We start from the raw sequence: 18,542 nt of genomic DNA, 5'->3' as shown, positions 1-18,542 counted from the left end.
CGAAGCGGCACGGCGGGATGTTGCGGCGGGCGATTTTTGCGCGTTTGGCAGTATGAGCCCGCCGCAATGTCCCGTTGTGTCGCCCTCCACGAAGGTCAAGCCCGCAAACGCGCCAATAAGCCCGCCGTAGAACCGTCTAGCCCCGTCGCATCTCCCGAGGCCAAGCGGGGTTCAATGTCTTTGGCCAAGACCTTGCCCAGCTCCACGCCCCATTGGTCAAAGCTATTAATACCCCAGAGGCTACCGCTGACAAACACCCGGTGTTCTTGCAGCGCAATCAATGCACCCAACGAGGCAGGCGTCAAGTCATCCAATAGCAAAAAGGTGCTGGGGCGGTTGCCGGTGAAATGCTTGTGGCCTCCAATATCACTTTTCCCCACCATCAAGGCCTGCGCCTGCGCCAGCACGTTGGCCAGCAGCATGGGGTGGTGGCCCTTCAAATCGTGGCGTGCTTTTTTGACGGCGATGAATTCCACGGGCACCACTTCGGTCCCTTGGTGCAACATCTGGAAGTAGGCGTGCTGGCCATTGGTGCCAGGCTCACCCCACAAGACCGGGCAGCTGTCAAACGGCAGGGCCTCGCCAGCAGCATCCACACGCTTGCCGTTGCTTTCCATCTCTAGCTGTTGCAGGTAGGCGGGCAGGCGGCGTAGCGCGCTGTGGTAGGGCGCAATGCTGCGGCTGCTGAAGCCGTGGAAATTGCGGTACCACACGTCCAAGAGCCCCAGGCGCACCGGCAAGTTGCTTTCTAGCGGCGCGGTGCGGAAGTGTTCATCCATGGCATGCGCGCCTGCCAGCAAATCGCGGAAGCACGCTGCGCCAATCGCAATCGCAATCGGCAAGCCAATGGCAGACCACATGGAGTAACGCCCGCCCACCCAGTCCCAAAAGCCAAAGGTGGTGGTAATGCCAAAGGCATTGGCCGCCGCCACGTTGGTCGTGAGGGCCGCAAAGTGGCGGGCAATGTCGGAGCCACCTTGCGATTCAAACCATGCCTTGGCGGAGGCCGCGTTTGTCATGGTCTCAATGGTGGTGAAGGTCTTGCTGGCGATCAAAAACACCGTGCTCTCGGGCTTGAGCTGGGGCAGCTTGGCGGCGAGCTCGTGGCCGTCCACATTGCTCACAAAGTGCATGCGTTTGCCGCTGGTGGCAAATGCGTCTAGCGCCAGCACGGCCATTTGCGGGCCAAGGTCAGAGCCGCCAATGCCGATGTTCACCACGTCGGTAATCGCGCCATCCGCGCGCACGATTTCGGCATAGGCCAGCATGGCGTCCAACGTGCTATGCACCTTGGCTAACTCATCTGCTATAAAAGTGCTAGCTGCTTGCGCAGTATTGGTGGGCGCAGAGGCCGGTTTTCGCAACAAGGTGTGCAAAACCTCGCGGCCTTCGGTGGCGTTGATTTTTTCGCCAGCGAACATGGCATCGCGGTGCTCTAGCACGCCGCTTTGGCGCGCCAAGTCGAACAGCAAGCCTTGGGTTTGCGCGTCCAAGCGGTTCTTGGACAAGTCGGCAAACACATAGGGCGCCTCTTGGCTAAAGGTCGCAAAGCGTTGGGCGTCAGCCGCAAAGGCGTTACGCAGGTCAAACGCTTGTCCGCTAGCCTTGTAGGCAGCTTGTAGCGCACCCCAGGCCGGGGTGCGGTCGCAACGGGTACGCGCCATGCTTTAGGCCCCTAGCAAGAGCTGGTCGAGCTTTACGGCGTCTACGCAGAAACCGCGAATGCCTTCGGCCAGTTTTTCCGTGGCCATGGCGTCTTCGTTCATTGCCAAGCGGAAACTCTTTTCGTCGTAAGACACATGCTGCAAGTCCAAAGCCTGTGCGGCTTGCGCGCTGAGCGCTGGAGCCAAAGGCGCCTCGCTAGCAGCCAAAGACGCTAGCAGCTCAGGGCTGATGGTCAAGAGGTCGCAGCCTGCCAAGGCGGTAATTTGGCCTACGTTGCGAAAGCTCGCGCCCATGACTTCGGTTTGGATGCCAAACTTTTTGTAGTAGTTGTAGATGGCGGTTACGGACTTCACGCCCGGGTCATTGGCCAAGGTGTTGTCGGCTTCTACCCATGCGGCCCCGGCAGACTTTTTGTACCAGTCGTAAATGCGGCCCACAAACGGGGAAATGAGTTGCACCTTGGCTTGGCCGCAGGCCACCGCTTGGCAAAACGAGAACAGCAATGTCAGGTTGGTGTGAATGCCTTTGCGCTCCAGTTGGGCAGCAGCTTGGATGCCTTCCCACGTGGACGCTACTTTGATGAGCACGCGGTCGGTATGCACGCCTTGGGCTTGGTAGAGCTCAATCAAGCGCTCACCACGGGCTACAGTGGCTTCGGTGTTAAAGCTCAGGCGGGCGTCGACTTCGGTAGACACACGACCGGGGATGATGTTCAAAATCTCGCAGCCAAAACGCACCAGCAGGCGGTCCATGATTTCGTCCAGCGGGCGACCACGGAATTGGTTCACCGTGTCTTTGAGCAAAGGCGCGTAGTCGGCTTTTTGCACCGCCTTCAAGATCAAGGACGGGTTGGTGGTGGCGTCTTGCGGCAGGTAAGCCCCCAGCTGTTTGAAGTCACCGGTGTCTGCCACTACGGTGGTGAATTGTTTGAGCGCGTCGAGTTGGTTCATGGTGGCCATTCAGAGCGAAATATTGCAAAAAGTTGGGGAAAACAGCCTTGAATTATGGTTGAAACAAAGTTACATTACAACGTCATTATTTATGTAACTCGAAATCATGAGCTTTGATCTAGTCTTGTTTGGTGGTACCGGTGATTTGGCTTGGCGCAAGCTCATGCCCGCCTTGTTTCAAGCCTTTCGCCATGGCACGCTGCCAGAGGGCGGACGCATCATCGGCGTAGGCCGTGATGACCTGAGCCATGACCAGTACCGGTCGCTCATTCAGTCCCGTTTTGACAAGGTGGACCTGGCCAAACGCCCCAGCGCCGAAGAATTTGCCCGCTTTGCAGCCTTGTTGGAATTTGTGCGCATGGACCTGTCCAAGCCCGCCGACTACGCCCGCTTGGCCAGCACCTTGCAAGAGCGCAATGCCGACACCGTGGTGTTGTACGTGGCAACGGCGCCCTCCCTGTTCACCACTGTGTGCGAACAACTAGGCGCCGTAGGCCTCAACAACGCCAAAACCCGCGTGGTCTTAGAGAAGCCCTTGGGCCACGACCTCGCCTCCAACCGCGCGATCAACCAAACGGTGCGCGGCATCTTTGAAGAAAACCAAGTTTTCCGTATCGACCACTACCTGGGCAAGCCTGCGGTGCAAAACTTGTTTGCTCTGCGCTTTGGCAACGCCTTGTTTGAGCCGCTGTGGCGCCGTGAGCACATTGCCAACATCCAAATCACCATTGCCGAAGACCTAGGCGTAGAGAGCCGTGGTGCGTTTTACGAGACCACCGGTGCCCTGCGTGACATGGTACAAAACCACGCCTTGCAGTTGCTGTGCGCTATTGGTATGGAGCCGCCCATTAACTCGCATGCCGATGCCATTCGCGATGAAAAACTCAAGGTACTGCGTTCCTTGAAGCCTTGGACCCAAGAGTCTTTGTCGCAAGATGTGGTGCGCGGCCAGTACGCTAGCGGCACCAGCGGCGGTGGCAAAGTGCCAGGCTACCGCGAAGAGCCAGGTGTGAATCCCCAAAGCAACACCGAGACCTTTGTGGCACTGCGCACCGAGATTTCCAATTGGCGCTGGGCGGGCGTGCCGTTTTACATCCGCACCGGCAAACGTTTGGCGGGGCGCGATGCGCGTATCGTGGTGAACTTTCACCCCACACCGCACGCCATTTTCAACTCGCAAATCGGCATGGCCAACCGTTTGGTAATTAACTTGCAGCCCAAAGACGGCTTGGAGTTGCACCTCTTGGCGCAAGGCCAAGACAACCGCAAGACCACGCATGCAGCCGGCCAGTCTTTGGTGCCCGTGCAGCTGGACTTGGACTTTGATAAACGCTTCGGCTCGGGCCGGGTAGGCGCGTATGAGCGCTTGCTGCTGGACGTGATTGACGGGCGTTTGAATTTGTTTGTGCGCAGCGACGAGCAAGAAGAAGCTTGGCGTTGGGTGGAACCCATGCTGGAGTTCTGGGCCAATGACGCCCAAGGCCCACGCTTGTACAACTCTGGCACTTGGGGGCCCAGTGCCTCAAGCGCCATGATTGCGCGCGACGGGTTTTGCTGGAGCGAAGAGAGCTGATCTTTTCGCACAAAGGACACACCATGCTAGATCGAATCAAAGCCTCCCTACCTTCCTTGGCTCCCGCTGAGCAACGCGTGGGCAAGCTGTGCTTGGCCGATCCGCGTGCGTTTGCCAAACTGCCGGTCAGTGAACTGGCCGACCGCTCCCATGTGAGTAAACCCACGGTGGTGCGTTTTTGCCGCAGCGTGGGCTACGATGGTTTGGCTGACTTCAAGCTCAAACTCGCTGGCACGGTGAACGAAGGCGTGCCCTTCATCCACCGTAGCGTGGATGCGGACGACAAAATCAGCGACGTTACGGTCAAGGTCATCGACAACACCGTGGCCGCGTTTTTACGTTACCGCAATGACGCATCGACCGTGGCCATTGAGAAAGCGGTGTTTGCCTTGGTGGAGGCCTACAAAGAGGGCCGCCAAATTCAGTTCTTTGGCGTGGGCAACTCAGGCATCGTGGCACAAGACGCGCAGCACAAGTTCTTTCGCCTAGGCATCAACACCACGGCGTACAGCGACGGCCACATGCAGGTCATGAGCGCGTCCATCCTGGGCCCTGGCGACTGCGTGGTGGTGATCAGCAACTCCGGCCGCACCCGCGACCTGATGGACGCGTGCGACATTGCCCGCAAAAACGGTGCCACCACTATTGTGATTACCGCCAGCGGCTCGCCCTTGGCCAGCGCGGGCAACATCCACTTGTGTGCCGACCACCCAGAGGGCTTTGACCGCTACAGCCCCATGGTGTCGCGCCTCTTGCATTTGATGATCGTAGACATCTTGGCCACCAGCGTGGCGCTGCGCATTGGCGGGGACAAGCTGCAACCCCTGTTGCGTGAGATGAAGCACAACCTACGTAACAAGCGCTACGCTTGATTGTGTCAGGGGCGAAAGGGCTGCTGGCGCGCATGGGATATGCGCAAGCAGCTATATAAACAGTAGCAATTTGCGCATTGTCTATGGCGCTCCCGAGCCTTGCATCGGCATGGCTTGCTCAACCAAACTGGCAAACAAAGCCGCTCCCAAAGGCAGCACCTCGTCGTTAAAGTCGTAGCGGTTATTGTGCAAATAGCAAGAGCTTGGGCCGGACTCTGTGCCTTGCCCCAAGCGGAAATAGGCCCCCGGTTTGGCTTGCAGCATGAACGAGAAATCTTCCGCCCCCATGCTGGGCTCCAGATTGCGCACCACCTTGGCCTCGCCCAGCAGAGAAGCAGCCACATCCCCAGCAAACTGCGCCTCAGCCGCCGTATTGATGGTGGCGGGGTACATGCGCTCAAAGGTGACTTGTGCGGTGGCACCAAAGCCAGTAGCAACGGCAGTGCAGAGCTCATGCAAGCGGCGCTCGACCAAGTCTTGCACCAATGGGTTAAAGGTGCGCACCGTACCCACCAGCGTGGCCGATTCGGGCACCACACTCATGGCGTTGATGTCTCCCGCCTGCATGGCACACAGGCTGATGACGGCGCTGTCAATGGCCTTCACATTGCGCGACACAATGCTTTGCACTGCCGTGATGATGTGGGCCGCCACCAGCACCGGGTCTACGGTTTGGTAGGGGTGCGCGCCGTGGCCACCGCGCCCGGTAATCTCTATCGTCACGCGGTCTGCCGCCGCGCACATCGCACCGGGGTTGATACCCACGGTGCCGGGGGGCATGGCAGGCCAGTTGTGCATGGCGTAGACCGACTGAACCGGGAAGCGTTCAAACAAGCCGTCTTCCATCATGGCGCGCGCACCCGCATAGCCTTCTTCCCCCGGCTGAAAAATCAAAACGGCGGTGCCGCTGAAGTTGCGCGTCTCAGCCAAGTACCGTGCGGCGCCAACCAACATCGCCGTGTGTCCATCGTGCCCGCAGCCGTGCATCAAGCCCTGCTTGGTGGATTGCCAAGGCACCTCGCTGCCCTCGGCCATGGGCAGCGCGTCCATATCGGCCCGCAGCCCAATCATTGGGTGGGGCAAGGTGGACGCGGCTTTGCCGCCACGTCCTTCAATCACGGCCACCACCCCCGTCTTGCCCAAGCCAGTGTGAATTGCGTCCACCCCGCACACCTTGAGCGACTCAATGACCCGTGCCGAGGTGTACACCTCTTCAAACCCCAGCTCAGGGTGGGCATGCAAGTCCCGACGCAATGCGGTGAGTTCTGGGTGGAGTTCTGCCATGCGTGAAAACACACGGCTATGGGGAGGGTGAAATTGCAGTGCCATACCCTGAGCATAAAACGGATAGGCGCAAAAAAGCCCCACGCTGTGCGGGCAGTGGGGCTCAGAGATCGAAAAAACCTAAGCGCTGTGTGCGCTTAAGGGAGCTTAAAACGCCTTCAGCAAACGAATGCGGTACTCGTTGGTGTTGGAGGCGGTCTTGCGCAAACTAGCTACTGGGTTGACGCGCTCTGGATCTTTCACATCGTAAACACCGTAGCTCACATTAATGGTTGTGAGCTTGCTCAATGCGTAGTCCATACCCACTGCAACACCGCTACGCGCCGCAGTACCCTTGACATCAGCTGTTGTCAGAGAAGCAACGGCCGCACCTAATGTTCCACCCGCAGAGTCTGCACGGATGCCGTCACCCAGTGATTTACTGTCGTCGCCTTTTTGTGCGTAGATCAGGCCGAACGTGGCTGCACCAGCGGGAACAGTCAAGCCGACAACAGTTTCATTTGCCCAGCCTTTGGTTTTTGTGCTAAATCCAGCACCAACTTTGAAGCTACCAAAGTCATAGGAGCCAGAGATGTTGGTGCTTTGGCGTCCTTCGTAGCCGGCTTTGAAAAGTGCAGCGGCACTGGCATCTTGCAAGGAGCTGATGCTCAATGAATCTTGGCCAATGGACATGCCTACAGAAATCGGGCCATTGTCGTAGCTCGCGTTGAGCGAAACGTGTTGCAAGGGGCCGCCACCACCGCCAGGGCCGCCTGCAATTTTGTTTCCGGCTGCGCCGCCAGTCAAAGCCCCCATCGCGCCGAATGCGTCAGCTAGGTCATTGACATCTTTTGAACCGCTTTCCGAGTATGCAGCTCCAACCACAATTCCCGCTAGGCGGGTGTTGAACGCAATAACGTCGACATTGTTGCCGCCACGAATGACTTCGCCATCAAAGCCTGTAGGAAGGGAAACAGGAGCATCCGCCCAGCCACGCCCAATGATGCTGTTGCTTGCATCCAAAGCGCCCATTGTGATTAGCCCCACTGGTGTCATCAAGTTCAAAGTAGCGTCGCGTGCGCTCAAGGCCGTATCACGGCCGCGGAGCAACATTTCGGACTTGGCGGTAATGGAGTAGCCTGCGCCCAAGTCTTCTTTTGCGGTGAAGGTGATGTGGCCATCGGTCATTTGCAAGCCGTGCACTGCCTTAGGCGTGGTGCGGTCTTTTTGGTAACTCATGCCCAATGCGCCAGACACCGTAACTTGCGCAAAAGAAGCGCCAGAAGCCGCTAAAACGGCCAACGCGACGAGTGATTTTTTCATAAATACGTCTCTTGTAAATGTTATGAGATAGATAACGAAGCCAAAGACACTTAATCAAAGTATCAGAGGTCAGCATACCCACCATGCAGCGAAGTGACCTTAGCGTTACTACTAGGTTAGATGCGGCGCCCTACGAATTGTCGAGTTTTTACAACAGGGTTTTGATACGTGCAGACGAAAAAAAACCCGCTACCGAAGTAACGGGTTTGCTTCAAACCATCAGCTGGCAAAAGCCAGCGTCAAATTAGAAGGACTTCAACAAACGAATGCGGTATTCGTTGTCGATAGGGCTGTTGTTCAAGCCAGAGTACATGCCGTAGCTTGCGTTCAGAACTGTCAACTTGCTCAGTTTGTAGTCAATACCAATAGCTGTTGCGCTGACAGAGTTTACGGCTGTGTTGAAGTAAGCAGCGTCTGTAGACACGGATGCACGGTTAGAGTAGATCAAGCCAACAGTTGCAGCAGAGCTCAAAGGAGCAGCCACGCTGAATGTTGTTTGTGTAGGCGCATTGTGGTTAGCTGTCTTGATACCAGCGCCAATTTTGGCAAAGCCAAAATCGTAGCTAGCGGACAGGCTGGTGGTAGCCAAACCGTCGTTGAAAGCCGCTGGCGAGAAAGCGGTGTTTGCAGCGTTGTCAGCCTTGACAGTGCGGTAGTCAATGCCAATAGCCAAGGCGCCTGCAGCGTAGTCAGCAGACAACAGGTAGTAGTTCACGCCACCAACGTTACCGCCAGTGCTGTTGGCAGTGCCAGCAGCTGCGCCTGGTGCAACACCGGACACTTCATTGTAAGAAGCGCCCAGAGTCACTGCGCCCAAAGGCAAGCTCACAGCAGCTGTGTCCACATTGTGGCAAGAACCGTCCAATGTGAATGTAGAGTAGTCCAATGGCGCGCCAGCGGTGCCAGCGTCATGGCCAGTAGCCAAGGACACAGGTGCACCAGCTACGTTGTCGATACGTGTGCAACGCTCAATTGCGCCCAACTGCAAAGTAGCTGCTTTAGTAGCCAAAGTCAAAGAAGCGTCACGTGCGCTCAATCCGGTGTCACGGCCCTTCAAGTTGAAAGACTGAGCTGCAGTCAAAGACATGCCGCCGCCCAAATCTTCCTTGGCTTCGAAGTTAATCTTGCCATCGGTCATTTGCATGCCTTTGGTAGCAGCTGTGCCAGGAGTAGTTGCGTTCTTTTGGAAGCTGAATCCCAAAGCGCCGGACACAGTAACTTGCGCGAAGGAAGCGCCTGAAGCAGCCAATACTGCCAATGCGACGAGTGATTTTTTCATTGAAGACTCTCAATAAGGGTTAAAGAAACAGAAAAATTGTCAATCAAGTTTTCTGATCAAGGCAACTAAACGCCTGAAAGAATTTCACCACGAAAACTCAAGGGTGTTAATCATTTGTGATGGGTAATTTTGTAAAGTGACACAAAAACGCAACACATTGCTGACTTGAGTGCCACTCACAGAATCACTTTCCAAACAAAAAAGCCTCCCGCTTCCGCGAGAGGCTTTTGCCTTGCTAAGTCAGCAGTTTCAAAGTCTTAGAAAGACTTCATCAAGCGCATGCGGTACTCATTTTCGTACTGGGCTTTAGCACCGGTAAGTGAGTTTGCACCAGCGCCTGTGTGTTGTGCCGCGGTGACATTGAAGCTCGTTGTCTTGCTCAAAGCGTAGGTTGCTCCAACGGCCAAGTAGGTGCGTGAATCGTCACCGTTGGCAACACCATAAACAGCAGAAGCTGCACCTTTAGCGGCAGCGTCAAGGTCTGGGTTGCCTTGTGCGGCACGGTTGGCGTAGTCGATGCCGAAGGTCAATGCGCCAACTGGCACGGCCAAGCTCAGCAGGTATTGGTCTGCGGCGGATTTGTTCTTGACTTGAAATCCTGCGCCGACTTTCGCAACACCAAAGTCATAGGAGCCAACCAAGCGAGTACGGCTTCCACCATCTGCGTAGGATCCAAACCCAGCCACGGTGGTTGTTGGTGATACTGCTAGCCCCGCGGTTTTGTCCGCTTGGTAAGCGGTGTGATCCAAGCTAACCATCAGAGGACCAGAGCTGTAGGTTCCTCCAACGACCCAAGCGGTCACAGTGCTTGCCACCCCAGCGCCTGGAACGAATTCGATGTAAGACAAAGTACCTGTGAAGGGGCCCACAGGAACGATGTATGACGCTGCGTCCACGTTGCTGCAGGTGTCTAAGGCGCTGAATTTGCTATCAATGCCTGTTGAAGTGGATGTAGCGCCAGACATTACATCTTCTAGCTTGGAGCAAGTTTCTGCTGCTGCCAAGCGAAAGGCTCCTACGCCAGTTACAAGCGTCAGGTGTGCATCGCGTCCATCGATAGTGGTGTCACGGCCACGCAGTTTCATGCGTGTATCTGCAGTAATGGACATACCGCCACCAAGATCTTCGACTGCCTTAAATCCAATGTCGCCATCAGCCATTTGCATACCGTGATTGGCAGCACCGCCAGCTGCATTGGCATTCTTTTGGTAAGAAAAACCAAGTTTTCCGCTGACCGTAACTTGGGCGAAGCTAGTGCCTGCAGCGGCCAGCACAGCCAAGGCGATGAGTGTTTTTTTCATGTTCCGTGTCTCCAGTTATGACAATAAAGCTTTTGCGCGATGTCTCGCGATAGCGAAGTCGGCCTTTACGAGCCAAGTCAAATTGAATCATGAACATGTGGTTGGTACAAGCCGGTACCTGCTTGGATCCGCAAAAAAGCGAAAAATTACTTAGAAATGTTTCATTATTGTTACGCGGGATAACCCTAATAAAAAAAGCCCGGCAGTGCCGGGCTTTGAAATTCGCAGCTGCCTACCGCAAAGCAGGCAACTCAAACTACGCGTTAATTAAAACTTCTTCATCAAACGAATGCGGTATTCGTTTTCCAAAGTTTCTTTACCGCCGATGGTGGTGTTGCTGCCGGTATATGTACCGTAGCTAACGTTCAAAGCAGTAGTTTTGCTGAAGTTGTAGTCCAGGCCGACAGCAGCTGCGGAGCGCGCGTCTTCTTTGCCTAGGCCGACTGAGGCGTCAGCTTCTTGCGAGTTACGAGCGGAGTAAATCAAACCAAAGGAGATGGCACCCACTGGTACGTTCAAACCCAATGTGTATTGGTTTGGCAAACCATGGTTCTTGGTTTGCAGACCCAAGCCAACCTTGGCGACGCCAAAGTCGTAGGTACCTGTCAATGTGGTACGAGCCAAGCCATCAGCCAAGTTGAGTTGAGCCGCGGTGAACAAGGGTGTTGCAGCTGTGGCTGCAAATACGGTGAAGTCCACTGCCACTGCGACTGGGCCGTCGACGTAAGCCAAACCTAAGCCAGTGCTGGTCAAGCCGGAATTGTTACCACCAGAAGTGTCCTGGGTGCCCACAACTGTGTTGGTACCAAAAATCCCTTTGCCGTTGTTGACTTCAGAGTAGGCCAAGCTACCTGTGAATGCGCCAAATGGGATGGAAAGAGTTGCAACGTCTGCGTTGTAAGTGGTGTCCAATGGAGCGCGGTTGCCGTCGTTGTCATGGCCAGTTGCCAAAGAAACGGGTGCACCAGCATGGCCAGCAAACAGAGGGGAGGCAACTTCTACAGAAGCCAAAGTCAAACCGAAGTTGGAACCCTTTACGCCCAAGATGGCATCGCGAGCGGTGACTGTTGTGTCACGGCCACGCAGCTTCAAGCGCGCGTCTGCAGACACGGACACGCCGCCGCCGATGTCTTCAACAGCTTTAAAGCCAACATCGCCGTCGGCCATTTGCATGCCATGGTTAGCTGCACCAGTAGCTGCCTTGGCATTCTTTTGGTAGCTGAAGCCCAGTTTGCCGGACATTGTTACTTGGGCGAAAGATGCGGAGCAAGCTGCCAAAACTGCAACTGCTACGAGTGTTTTTTTCATCATGAAAAACTCCAATAACTAGGTATAAGCCCCACTGTTGGGACGGTCTCTTTCTGCTAACGGTTAGCTTGAAATTGGCGCTAGTTTACTGAGCGCATGTGACAGTTCTAATAAGCGGCCAAAGTTTTGCATAAAAACAACGCAGCTGTTGTTTCTATGCAAAATGCAGCAGATTGGATGCAGATCAAGTGCGCGTTTAGGTCATCCATTAGACTCGGGACGATGTTGCAACCCCGTATCAAAGACGCCTATCTCATCGCTGCCGATAGAGCACTGCGTACCCTGTTTGCCAAGCCACATGCTTCCTTGGGCTGTCCTGAGTCAGTCGAACGTGGTGCTGAGTTGAGTCCAGCCCAAAACGAGCACGCCGCCGCGCTGATGCGCGTCAACCATGTGGGCGAGGTGTGCGCGCAGGCTTTGTACACAGCGCAGGCACTGACTACTCCCAATGCCAAGTTGCGCGAGCACTTTCAGCGCGCATGCGCTGAAGAGACTGACCACTTGGCATGGACCGAACAGCGCTTGCAAGAGTTGGGCGGGCGCACTTCCTTGCTGAACCCGCTCTGGTACGCCGGTGCTTTTGGAATTGGCTTGGTCGCAGGCCGCTTGGGTGATGCAGTTAGCTTGGGGTTCGTGGTGGAAACCGAAACCCAAGTAGGCGCACACCTCGATAGCCACTTGGCGGAGTTGCCAGCGCAAGACCACGCATCGCGGGCGATCGTTGCGCAGATGCGGGACGACGAACTGCGCCATGCGGATGATGCCCACCATGCCGGCGCTGCCACATTGCCCCAGCCTGTCAAAGCCCTGATGCAAGCAGCCGCCAAAGTCATGACTACGGTGGCATACCGCATCTAGCGGCTCTGGCTAGGCGGCGCACCCCATTTGCGGTGAGGGTTACACCGGATGTGCGGTGCTACCTGCCTTAAGCCGCTTCTTGCAACTCGAAACTGGTGGTGATGTCTGCCGTTTTTGCCAACATGATGCTGGCCGAGCAATACTTTTCATGGCTCATGGCCACGGCGCGCTCCACCGCAGCGGCAGGAATGTTCTTGCCGGTGACGGTGAAATGCATGTGAATTTTGGTAAACACCTTGGGTTCGGTGGTGGCGCGCTCGGCGCTGAGCTTGACGGTGCAGCCTTGTACCGCGTGGCGGCCTCTCTTTAAGATCAGAACCACGTCATACGCGGTGCAACCACCCGTGCCGGCCAGCACGGTTTCTAGCGGGCGTGGGGCCAAGTTTTGGCCGCCGTTTTCGGGTTTGTCAGCGTCGGGCGCACCGTCCATCATGAGGGTGTGGCCACTTCCGGTTTCGGCCAGAAAGCCCATGCCTGAGCGCGTGTTTAAGTTGCCTGTCCAGCTGACGGTGCATTCCATGGTGAATCAATCCTTGATGTGGCGAGTGAAGTACCCCAACGGGCCAGCCTTAGCGCTGACGTGGGTGGTGGCGATTATCATCTGGACACACCTCAGAAGCGCCTATGACCACCAAACCCCTGAAACCTGCTGACTACCTTAAGAAGATATTGACTGCCCGTGTCTACGACGTGGCCACCGAGACCGCCTTGCAACCCGCCGCACAACTGGGCCAACGCTTGGGCAACACGGTGCTGTTAAAGCGCGAAGACCAGCAAGCCGTGCGCAGCTTTAAGTTGCGCGGCGCCTATAACAAGATGGCGCATTTGACGCCTGAGCAGCTGAAGAAAGGCGTAATCTGCGCCTCCGCAGGCAACCATGCCCAAGGCGTAGCCTTGAGTGCAAGCAAGCTTGGCACGCGGGCCGTGATCGTGATGCCTACCACTACGCCGCAGGTCAAAGTGGATGCTGTGCGTGGCTTTGGGGGCGAGGTGGTACTGCATGGCGACAGTTACTCTGACGCCTATACCCACGCCTTGGTCTTGCAAAAGAAGCAGGGGCTTACCTTTGTGCACCCGTTTGATGACCCGGATGTGATTGCGGGGCAGGGCACCATCGCCATGGAGATACTGCGACAAGTGCAGACCTTGGGCAACAAGCCATTGGACGCCGTGTTTGTGGCCATTGGCGGCGGCGGCTTGGTTTCCGGCGTGGCCAACTACATCAAGGCGGTTGATCCATCGATCAAGGTGATTGGGGTGCAGATGAACGACTCCGACGCCATGATCCAGTCTGTGGCCGCCAAGAAGCGTGTCACTTTGCCGGACGTAGGCTTGTTTTCTGATGGCACGGCTGTCAAGTTAGTAGGCGAAGAAACCTTCCGAGTGGCGCGTGGGCTGGTTGACGAGTTCATGACCGTGGACACCGACGCCGTGTGCGCCGCTATCAAAGACATATTTGTGGACACCCGCTCTATCGTGGAGCCCGCTGGTGCTTTAGCTGTGGCCGCTATCAAGCAGTATGTGGCAACCCACAAGACCAAGGGGCAGACCTATGCCGCCATTTTGTGTGGCGCTAACATGAACTTTGACCGCTTGCGCTTTGTCGCCGAACGCGCTGAAGTGGGTGAAGAGCGTGAGGCCTTGTTTGCCGTGACCATTCCCGAAGAGCGTGGCAGCTTTAAGCGGTTTTGTGAGTTGATTGGCGAATTGCCGGGTGGTCCGCGCAATGTGACCGAGTTCAACTACCGCATCAGCGACAGCGCCAAGGCCCATGTGTTTGTGGGAATTACCACGCAGGGCAAAGGCGAGTCAAAGAAAATCGCCACGCACTTCACGCGGCACAAGTTCGCCACCTTAGACCTGACCCATGACGAGCTGGCCAAAGAGCATATTCGCCACATGGTGGGGGGTATATCGAGCTTGGCGCAAGACGAGCGCTTGCTGCGCTTTGTGTTCCCTGAGCGGCCCGGTGCGCTGATGAAGTTTTTGAGTTTGATGCGCCCGGGTTGGAATATCAGCCTCTTCCATTACCGAAACCAAGGCGCAGACTATGGCCGCATTTTGGTGGGCCTGCAGGTGCCCAAAGCCGACGACAAAGCATTTGCCAAGTTTTTGCAGACCTTGGACTACCCGCATGTGGAAGAAACCGCCAACCCGGTCTACCGCATGTTCTTGCAGCAATAACTAAGCCACACCACAAAGGCAGGCCATGGCAATCACATTGGATGGAAAACTGGTGGTGGCCATATCGTCACGCGCCTTGTTTGATTTTGAGCAAGAGAACCAAATTTTTGAGCAGGGGGACGACCGCGCCTACATGCAGCTACAGCGCGAGCGTTTGGACGTGCCTGCCACGCCAGGCGTAGCCTTCTCACTGGTGCAAAAGCTGCTGGCGTTCAATGAGCCAGACGCACAGCGCGTTGAGGTGGTGATCTTGTCGCGCAATGACCCAGTGAGCGGCTTGCGGGTGATGAAGTCTGCAGCCCACTATGCCTTGCCCATTATTCGCTGCACGTTTACACGGGGCGAGCCACCGTGGCGCTACTTGCAGCCGCTCAAAGCCAATTTGTTTTTGAGCACGCACTTGAGTGATGTGCGTGCCGCCTTGGCCGCAGGTGTACCGGCGGCGCAGGTCTACCCCCACTCCGCCCACGCCAGTGACGCGCACCCCCATGAAGTGCGCATTGCGTTTGACGGTGATGCCGTGCTCTTCAGCGATGAGGCGGAGCGCGTCTACCAAGACCAAGGCTTGCGGGCCTTTCAGCAGCATGAAATGGACAAGGTGGCGCTGCCCTTGCCAGACGGGCCCTTTAAGCCTTTGCTGGTGGCGCTGCACCGCATGCAGCAGGCCAAGACGCCAGCGATGCGCATACGCACCGCTTTGGTCACAGCCCGCAGCGCGCCGGCGCATGAGCGCGCCATTCGTACCCTCATGGACTGGAACATTGACATTGATGAGGCCATGTTTTTGGGCGGCCTGGACAAAGGTGAGTTCTTGCGTGAGTTTGAGCCAGATTTCTTCTTTGACGACCAAACCGGCCACATTGAGTCAGCCGCGCGGCATGTGCCATCAGGCCATGTGGTCAGTGGCGTGCGCAACTAAGGCACTGCCGCGGGGCTTGTCACTATGGGGCGCTACGCCCCATGTAAAGCGCATGTGAAGCTGGGTAAAAGTCGGTAAACCAGTGGCGCAATCGTCATCGCTTGCGACCACAATGCCGTTGACGTTGGACGGGCTGCGCACACACCGTGCTGCCCACGTACTGGCCTTACCGAAAGAAAAAGATGGCGCAACTCTTGGTTCCCTCTCCCACTTTGAAGCGGCGCACTTTGTTGGCCGGAGCCTTGGGGCTTGCAGGTGCGCCGTGGGTGCATGCCATTGCCGCTGCGCCGGAGTTGGACCGCACTGCGCAGCAATGGCGGGTCATGTCTCGTTTGGGCTATGGGCCTACGGCTGCTTTGGTACAAGACCTTCAAGCGGCAACCGCCCCCCGCGCCTGGGCGCTTAAGCAGCTGGAGCTAGCCTAGGCTGCCAGCCAAAAACCCATTGGGCAAGAGGCGCAACGCAGTGCGTTTAGTGGCGCATTACCGTCTCTGTTTACAGGGGCCGAGCGCGAACGCGATGCCCGTAGAAAGGCTAAAGACAACAAAGGCACGGACACGGCACGTGGCGAAGATGGCCTTAAACGGTTTGACTTTGCTGCACCGCCTGCGCCCGAGCACTTTAGCCGTGCCATGGTGCAACAAAGTGCCGCTTGGCGGTTGCAAAGCGCCAGCCACCCGGAACTCGAGGCACCCTTGCTGGCGCGCATGACCGAATTTTGGTTCAACCACCTCAATGTGTATGTAGGCAAAGGGGCAGTGCGTCCATTTGTGGGGCACTACGCGGTGCACGTGGCGCGCGCCCACGCCTTGGGTAAGTTTGAAGACTTGCTCCTAGCCAGCGCCAAACATCCGGCCATGCTTTTGTACTTGGACCAAGCGCGCAGCGTGGCAACTGGTAGCCGTGGCCCCCAGGGCAGCACCCGGGGCTTGAATGAAAACTATGCACGTGAGCTCATGGAGTTGCACACCTTGGGTGTGGACGGTGGTTACTCGCAAAACGATGTGCGTGAAATGGCCAGGGTGCTGACGGGCTGGACCGTGGACCCGGGCGACAAGAGCGGCTTTAGGTTTGTGGCGCGGCTGCATGATGCCGGCCGTAAAACCGTGTTGGGCCAGCAGTACCCGAATAGTTTTTTGGGTAGCGGCGTGGGCGAAGGGGAAGACGCCATCAGGCGCTTGGCCCGCCATCCAAACACCGCCAAGCGTGTGTGTTTGCGTTTGGCCCAGTTTTTTGTGGCCGATCAGCCGGCGCCAGCGTTGGTGCAAACCTTAAGCCAAACGTTTCTGAGTACCCAAGGTGATATACGGCAGGTGATGCGCGCTTTGGTGGAGTCTGCCGACTTTTGGCATCCCGACAACCGCTTGTTCAAAACCCCCATGGATTACGCCTGCTCTGCGCTGGCCGCCGTGGACTCCGTGAGCGATACGCCAGATTGGCGACGCTGGGTTTTAGCGGTGGGCTTTTTGGATGCAGCGGGCCAGCCCTTGCACGGCTGGCAAACCCCTGACGGCTACAAGTTCGACGCGGCAACGTGGCTGGTGCCAGAGGCTTTGACCCGCCGTGCTGACTTTGCCTTGACTTTGGCCAGGCAAGCCGACACTGCCGAGTTCTTGCTGCCGTATATGTCGGCCGCTACCCGCGCGTCGGTTGCCCAAGAACGGCCCGCCATGCGCACCGGCTTGCTGCTGGCAAGCCCAGACTTTATGTACAAATAGCCAAGGAACTGACATGCCACAAGGATTTGATTTCACCCTGCAACGCCGCACGTTGTTGCAAGGTTTCTTGGGTGCTGGTGCGGTTTACGCAAGCCCGGTTCTGTGGGCGCAAAGCAAGGCACCAGCGGCTGCGGATGCCCGCTTGGTGGTGCTGTTTTTGCGGGGGGCGTATGACGGCTTGTCCGCCTTGGTGCCCCATGGGGATGCCAACTACTACCGCTTACGCTCCAGCATTGCCATTCCTAAGCCTGATGGCAGTGAGCAAAGCGCAATTAAGCTCGACAACATGTTTGGCTTGCACCCCGCTATGGCAGCTTTGCTGCCGCTGTGGCAGCAGGGCGTGCTGACGGCATTGCCCTGTGCGGGTTCACCCGACCCCACGCGCTCGCATTTTGACGCCCAACACCACTGGGAGATTGGGGTGCCCGGCAAGAGCGGCAGTGGAGATGGCTGGATGAACGCCCTGGCGGCGCAACGTGCCGCAGCCGCTGCTTCGGCATCGGGGCCAGGCAAAGCTTTGGCCGTGGGCGTGGGGGAAGCCAACCCCTTGATTTTGGCTGGCAGTGCGCCAGTGCAACTGGTCCCTAAGGGCCAAGCCGCCACGCGCCAAGGTGCGCTGGGCGATGCCCGCACTCGCGACGCCGTGATGAAGCTGTATTCCGGCCAAGACAAGTTGTCAGAGGCCTTCAGAGCCGGGGCAGAAAGCCGCATGCAAACCGCGCAAACCTTGAGTGCCGATATGGCGGACACGGGTATGGCTGCGCAAGAAATGCAGGCCGCCAACAATGGCGCGGGCAACTCCAAGGGTTTGTTGTTGGATGCGCAGCATCTGGCCACTCTGATGCGCCAAGACCGTCGCTTGCGCTTGGGGTTTTTGTCAGCAGGCGGCTGGGACACGCATGCCAACCAAGGCGGTGTGACGGGGGCGCTGGCGCAAAACCTGGGCAACTTGGCCGCAACGCTGGTGCAGCTGCGCAAAGATTTTTCGCAACCTAACGACATGGTGGTGGTGTGCAGCGAGTTTGGCCGCACCAGCGCCGAAAACGGAACCCGTGGCACCGACCACGGGCATGGCAATGCCTTGTGGCTCATGGGCAACCAGGTCCAAGGCGGGCGGGCGCACGGCCGGTGGGAGGGCTTGGCCAACGGCAATCTGCATGAGGGCCGTGACCTGCCCGTGCACCACGACTTCAGGGCCGTGTTGGCCCAGGTGTTGCGCCATAGCCAAGGCGTGGGCACAGCGGAGCTGGACCGCCTGTTCCCCGGCTATGCCTGGGATGCGCAGCTCGACGGGCTGATGCGGTCCTAGTGTTGTTTGTGCGGCTTGGG

The 18,542-nt window shown here is 57.2% G+C and carries 16 protein-coding genes; 8 read left to right on the top strand and 8 right to left on the bottom strand.

Annotated features, from left to right (window positions below):
- Positions 1–95: 95 nt before the first annotated feature.
- Both pgi and tal read right to left on the bottom strand, forming a co-directional pair.
- Entirely contained in the window at positions 96–1,664 is a 1,569-nt protein-coding gene (gene pgi / locus EXZ61_RS17095) for a glucose-6-phosphate isomerase (protein ID WP_142812905.1), read from the bottom strand.
- A gap of 3 nt (positions 1,665–1,667) precedes the next feature.
- Complete coding sequence (gene tal / locus EXZ61_RS17090; RefSeq protein ID WP_142812904.1) at positions 1,668–2,615, bottom strand: transaldolase; 948 nt, start codon at positions 2,613–2,615, stop codon at positions 1,668–1,670.
- Positions 2,616–2,721: 106 nt separating this feature from the next.
- Between tal and zwf the strand changes: the two genes are divergently transcribed.
- Together zwf and EXZ61_RS17080 are read left to right on the top strand one after the other, a co-directional pair.
- Positions 2,722–4,188, top strand: a complete 1,467-nt coding sequence (gene zwf, locus EXZ61_RS17085; RefSeq protein ID WP_142812903.1) for a glucose-6-phosphate dehydrogenase — start codon at positions 2,722–2,724, stop codon at positions 4,186–4,188.
- 23 nt (positions 4,189–4,211) lie between these two features.
- Complete coding sequence (locus EXZ61_RS17080) at positions 4,212–5,060, top strand: MurR/RpiR family transcriptional regulator (protein WP_142812902.1); 849 nt, start codon at positions 4,212–4,214, stop codon at positions 5,058–5,060.
- Between the two features lie 81 nt (positions 5,061–5,141).
- On the opposite strand, the gene EXZ61_RS17075 is transcribed toward EXZ61_RS17080, so the two are convergent.
- From EXZ61_RS17075 to EXZ61_RS17055, 5 genes are all read right to left on the bottom strand, one after another.
- Positions 5,142–6,389 (bottom strand): M20 aminoacylase family protein, encoded by a 1,248-nt coding sequence (locus EXZ61_RS17075; protein ID WP_142812901.1) that lies wholly within the window; start codon positions 6,387–6,389, stop codon positions 5,142–5,144.
- 102 nt (positions 6,390–6,491) lie between these two features.
- The gene (locus EXZ61_RS17070; protein WP_142812900.1) at positions 6,492–7,646 is read right to left on the bottom strand and encodes a porin; all 1,155 of its coding nucleotides are present in this window, start codon (positions 7,644–7,646) and stop codon (positions 6,492–6,494) included.
- Between the two features lie 244 nt (positions 7,647–7,890).
- Positions 7,891–8,925, bottom strand: coding sequence for a porin (locus EXZ61_RS17065; protein ID WP_142812899.1), 1,035 nt, complete (start codon positions 8,923–8,925; stop codon positions 7,891–7,893).
- A gap of 257 nt (positions 8,926–9,182) precedes the next feature.
- The gene (locus EXZ61_RS17060; protein ID WP_142812898.1) at positions 9,183–10,226 is read right to left on the bottom strand and encodes a porin; all 1,044 of its coding nucleotides are present in this window, start codon (positions 10,224–10,226) and stop codon (positions 9,183–9,185) included.
- Between the two features lie 267 nt (positions 10,227–10,493).
- Positions 10,494–11,537, bottom strand: a complete 1,044-nt coding sequence (locus EXZ61_RS17055; RefSeq protein ID WP_142812897.1) for a porin — start codon at positions 11,535–11,537, stop codon at positions 10,494–10,496.
- A gap of 219 nt (positions 11,538–11,756) precedes the next feature.
- On the opposite strand from EXZ61_RS17055, the gene coq7 reads away from it, so the two are divergent.
- Complete coding sequence (gene coq7 / locus EXZ61_RS17050) at positions 11,757–12,392, top strand: 2-polyprenyl-3-methyl-6-methoxy-1,4-benzoquinone monooxygenase (RefSeq protein ID WP_142812896.1); 636 nt, start codon at positions 11,757–11,759, stop codon at positions 12,390–12,392.
- A gap of 67 nt (positions 12,393–12,459) precedes the next feature.
- Here coq7 and EXZ61_RS17045 read toward each other — a convergent pair whose 3' ends face one another.
- Positions 12,460–12,912, bottom strand: coding sequence for an OsmC family protein (locus EXZ61_RS17045; protein WP_142812895.1), 453 nt, complete (start codon positions 12,910–12,912; stop codon positions 12,460–12,462).
- 104 nt (positions 12,913–13,016) lie between these two features.
- On the opposite strand from EXZ61_RS17045, the gene ilvA reads away from it, so the two are divergent.
- The 5 genes from ilvA to EXZ61_RS17020 all read left to right on the top strand — a co-directional run bounded on the left by ilvA (position 13,017) and on the right by EXZ61_RS17020 (position 18,522).
- The gene (gene ilvA / locus EXZ61_RS17040) at positions 13,017–14,576 is read left to right on the top strand and encodes a threonine ammonia-lyase, biosynthetic (protein ID WP_142812894.1); all 1,560 of its coding nucleotides are present in this window, start codon (positions 13,017–13,019) and stop codon (positions 14,574–14,576) included.
- Between the two features lie 25 nt (positions 14,577–14,601).
- Positions 14,602–15,495, top strand: coding sequence for a 5'-nucleotidase (locus EXZ61_RS17035; RefSeq protein ID WP_142812893.1), 894 nt, complete (start codon positions 14,602–14,604; stop codon positions 15,493–15,495).
- A gap of 182 nt (positions 15,496–15,677) precedes the next feature.
- A complete protein-coding gene (locus EXZ61_RS17030) occupies positions 15,678–15,920 on the top strand; it encodes a hypothetical protein (protein ID WP_142812892.1) in 243 nt (80 codons plus the stop codon).
- 18 nt (positions 15,921–15,938) lie between these two features.
- Positions 15,939–17,213: a DUF1800 domain-containing protein gene (locus EXZ61_RS17025; RefSeq protein ID WP_142812891.1), complete on the top strand. Its 1,275-nt coding sequence runs from the start codon at positions 15,939–15,941 to the stop codon at positions 17,211–17,213.
- Between the two features lie 13 nt (positions 17,214–17,226).
- Positions 17,227–18,522 carry a DUF1501 domain-containing protein gene (locus tag EXZ61_RS17020; RefSeq protein ID WP_142812890.1) on the top strand — a complete coding sequence of 432 codons (1,296 nt, stop codon included), beginning with the start codon at positions 17,227–17,229 and terminating at the stop codon, positions 18,520–18,522.
- Positions 18,523–18,542 lie beyond the last annotated feature (20 nt).

The sequence above is a fragment of the Rhodoferax aquaticus genome, from assembly GCF_006974105.1.
Taxonomy (GTDB): domain Bacteria; phylum Pseudomonadota; class Gammaproteobacteria; order Burkholderiales; family Burkholderiaceae_C; genus Allorhodoferax; species Allorhodoferax aquaticus_A.
Note: the sequence above shows the minus strand (reverse complement) of the source record. Positions and strands in the feature narration are given on the sequence as shown.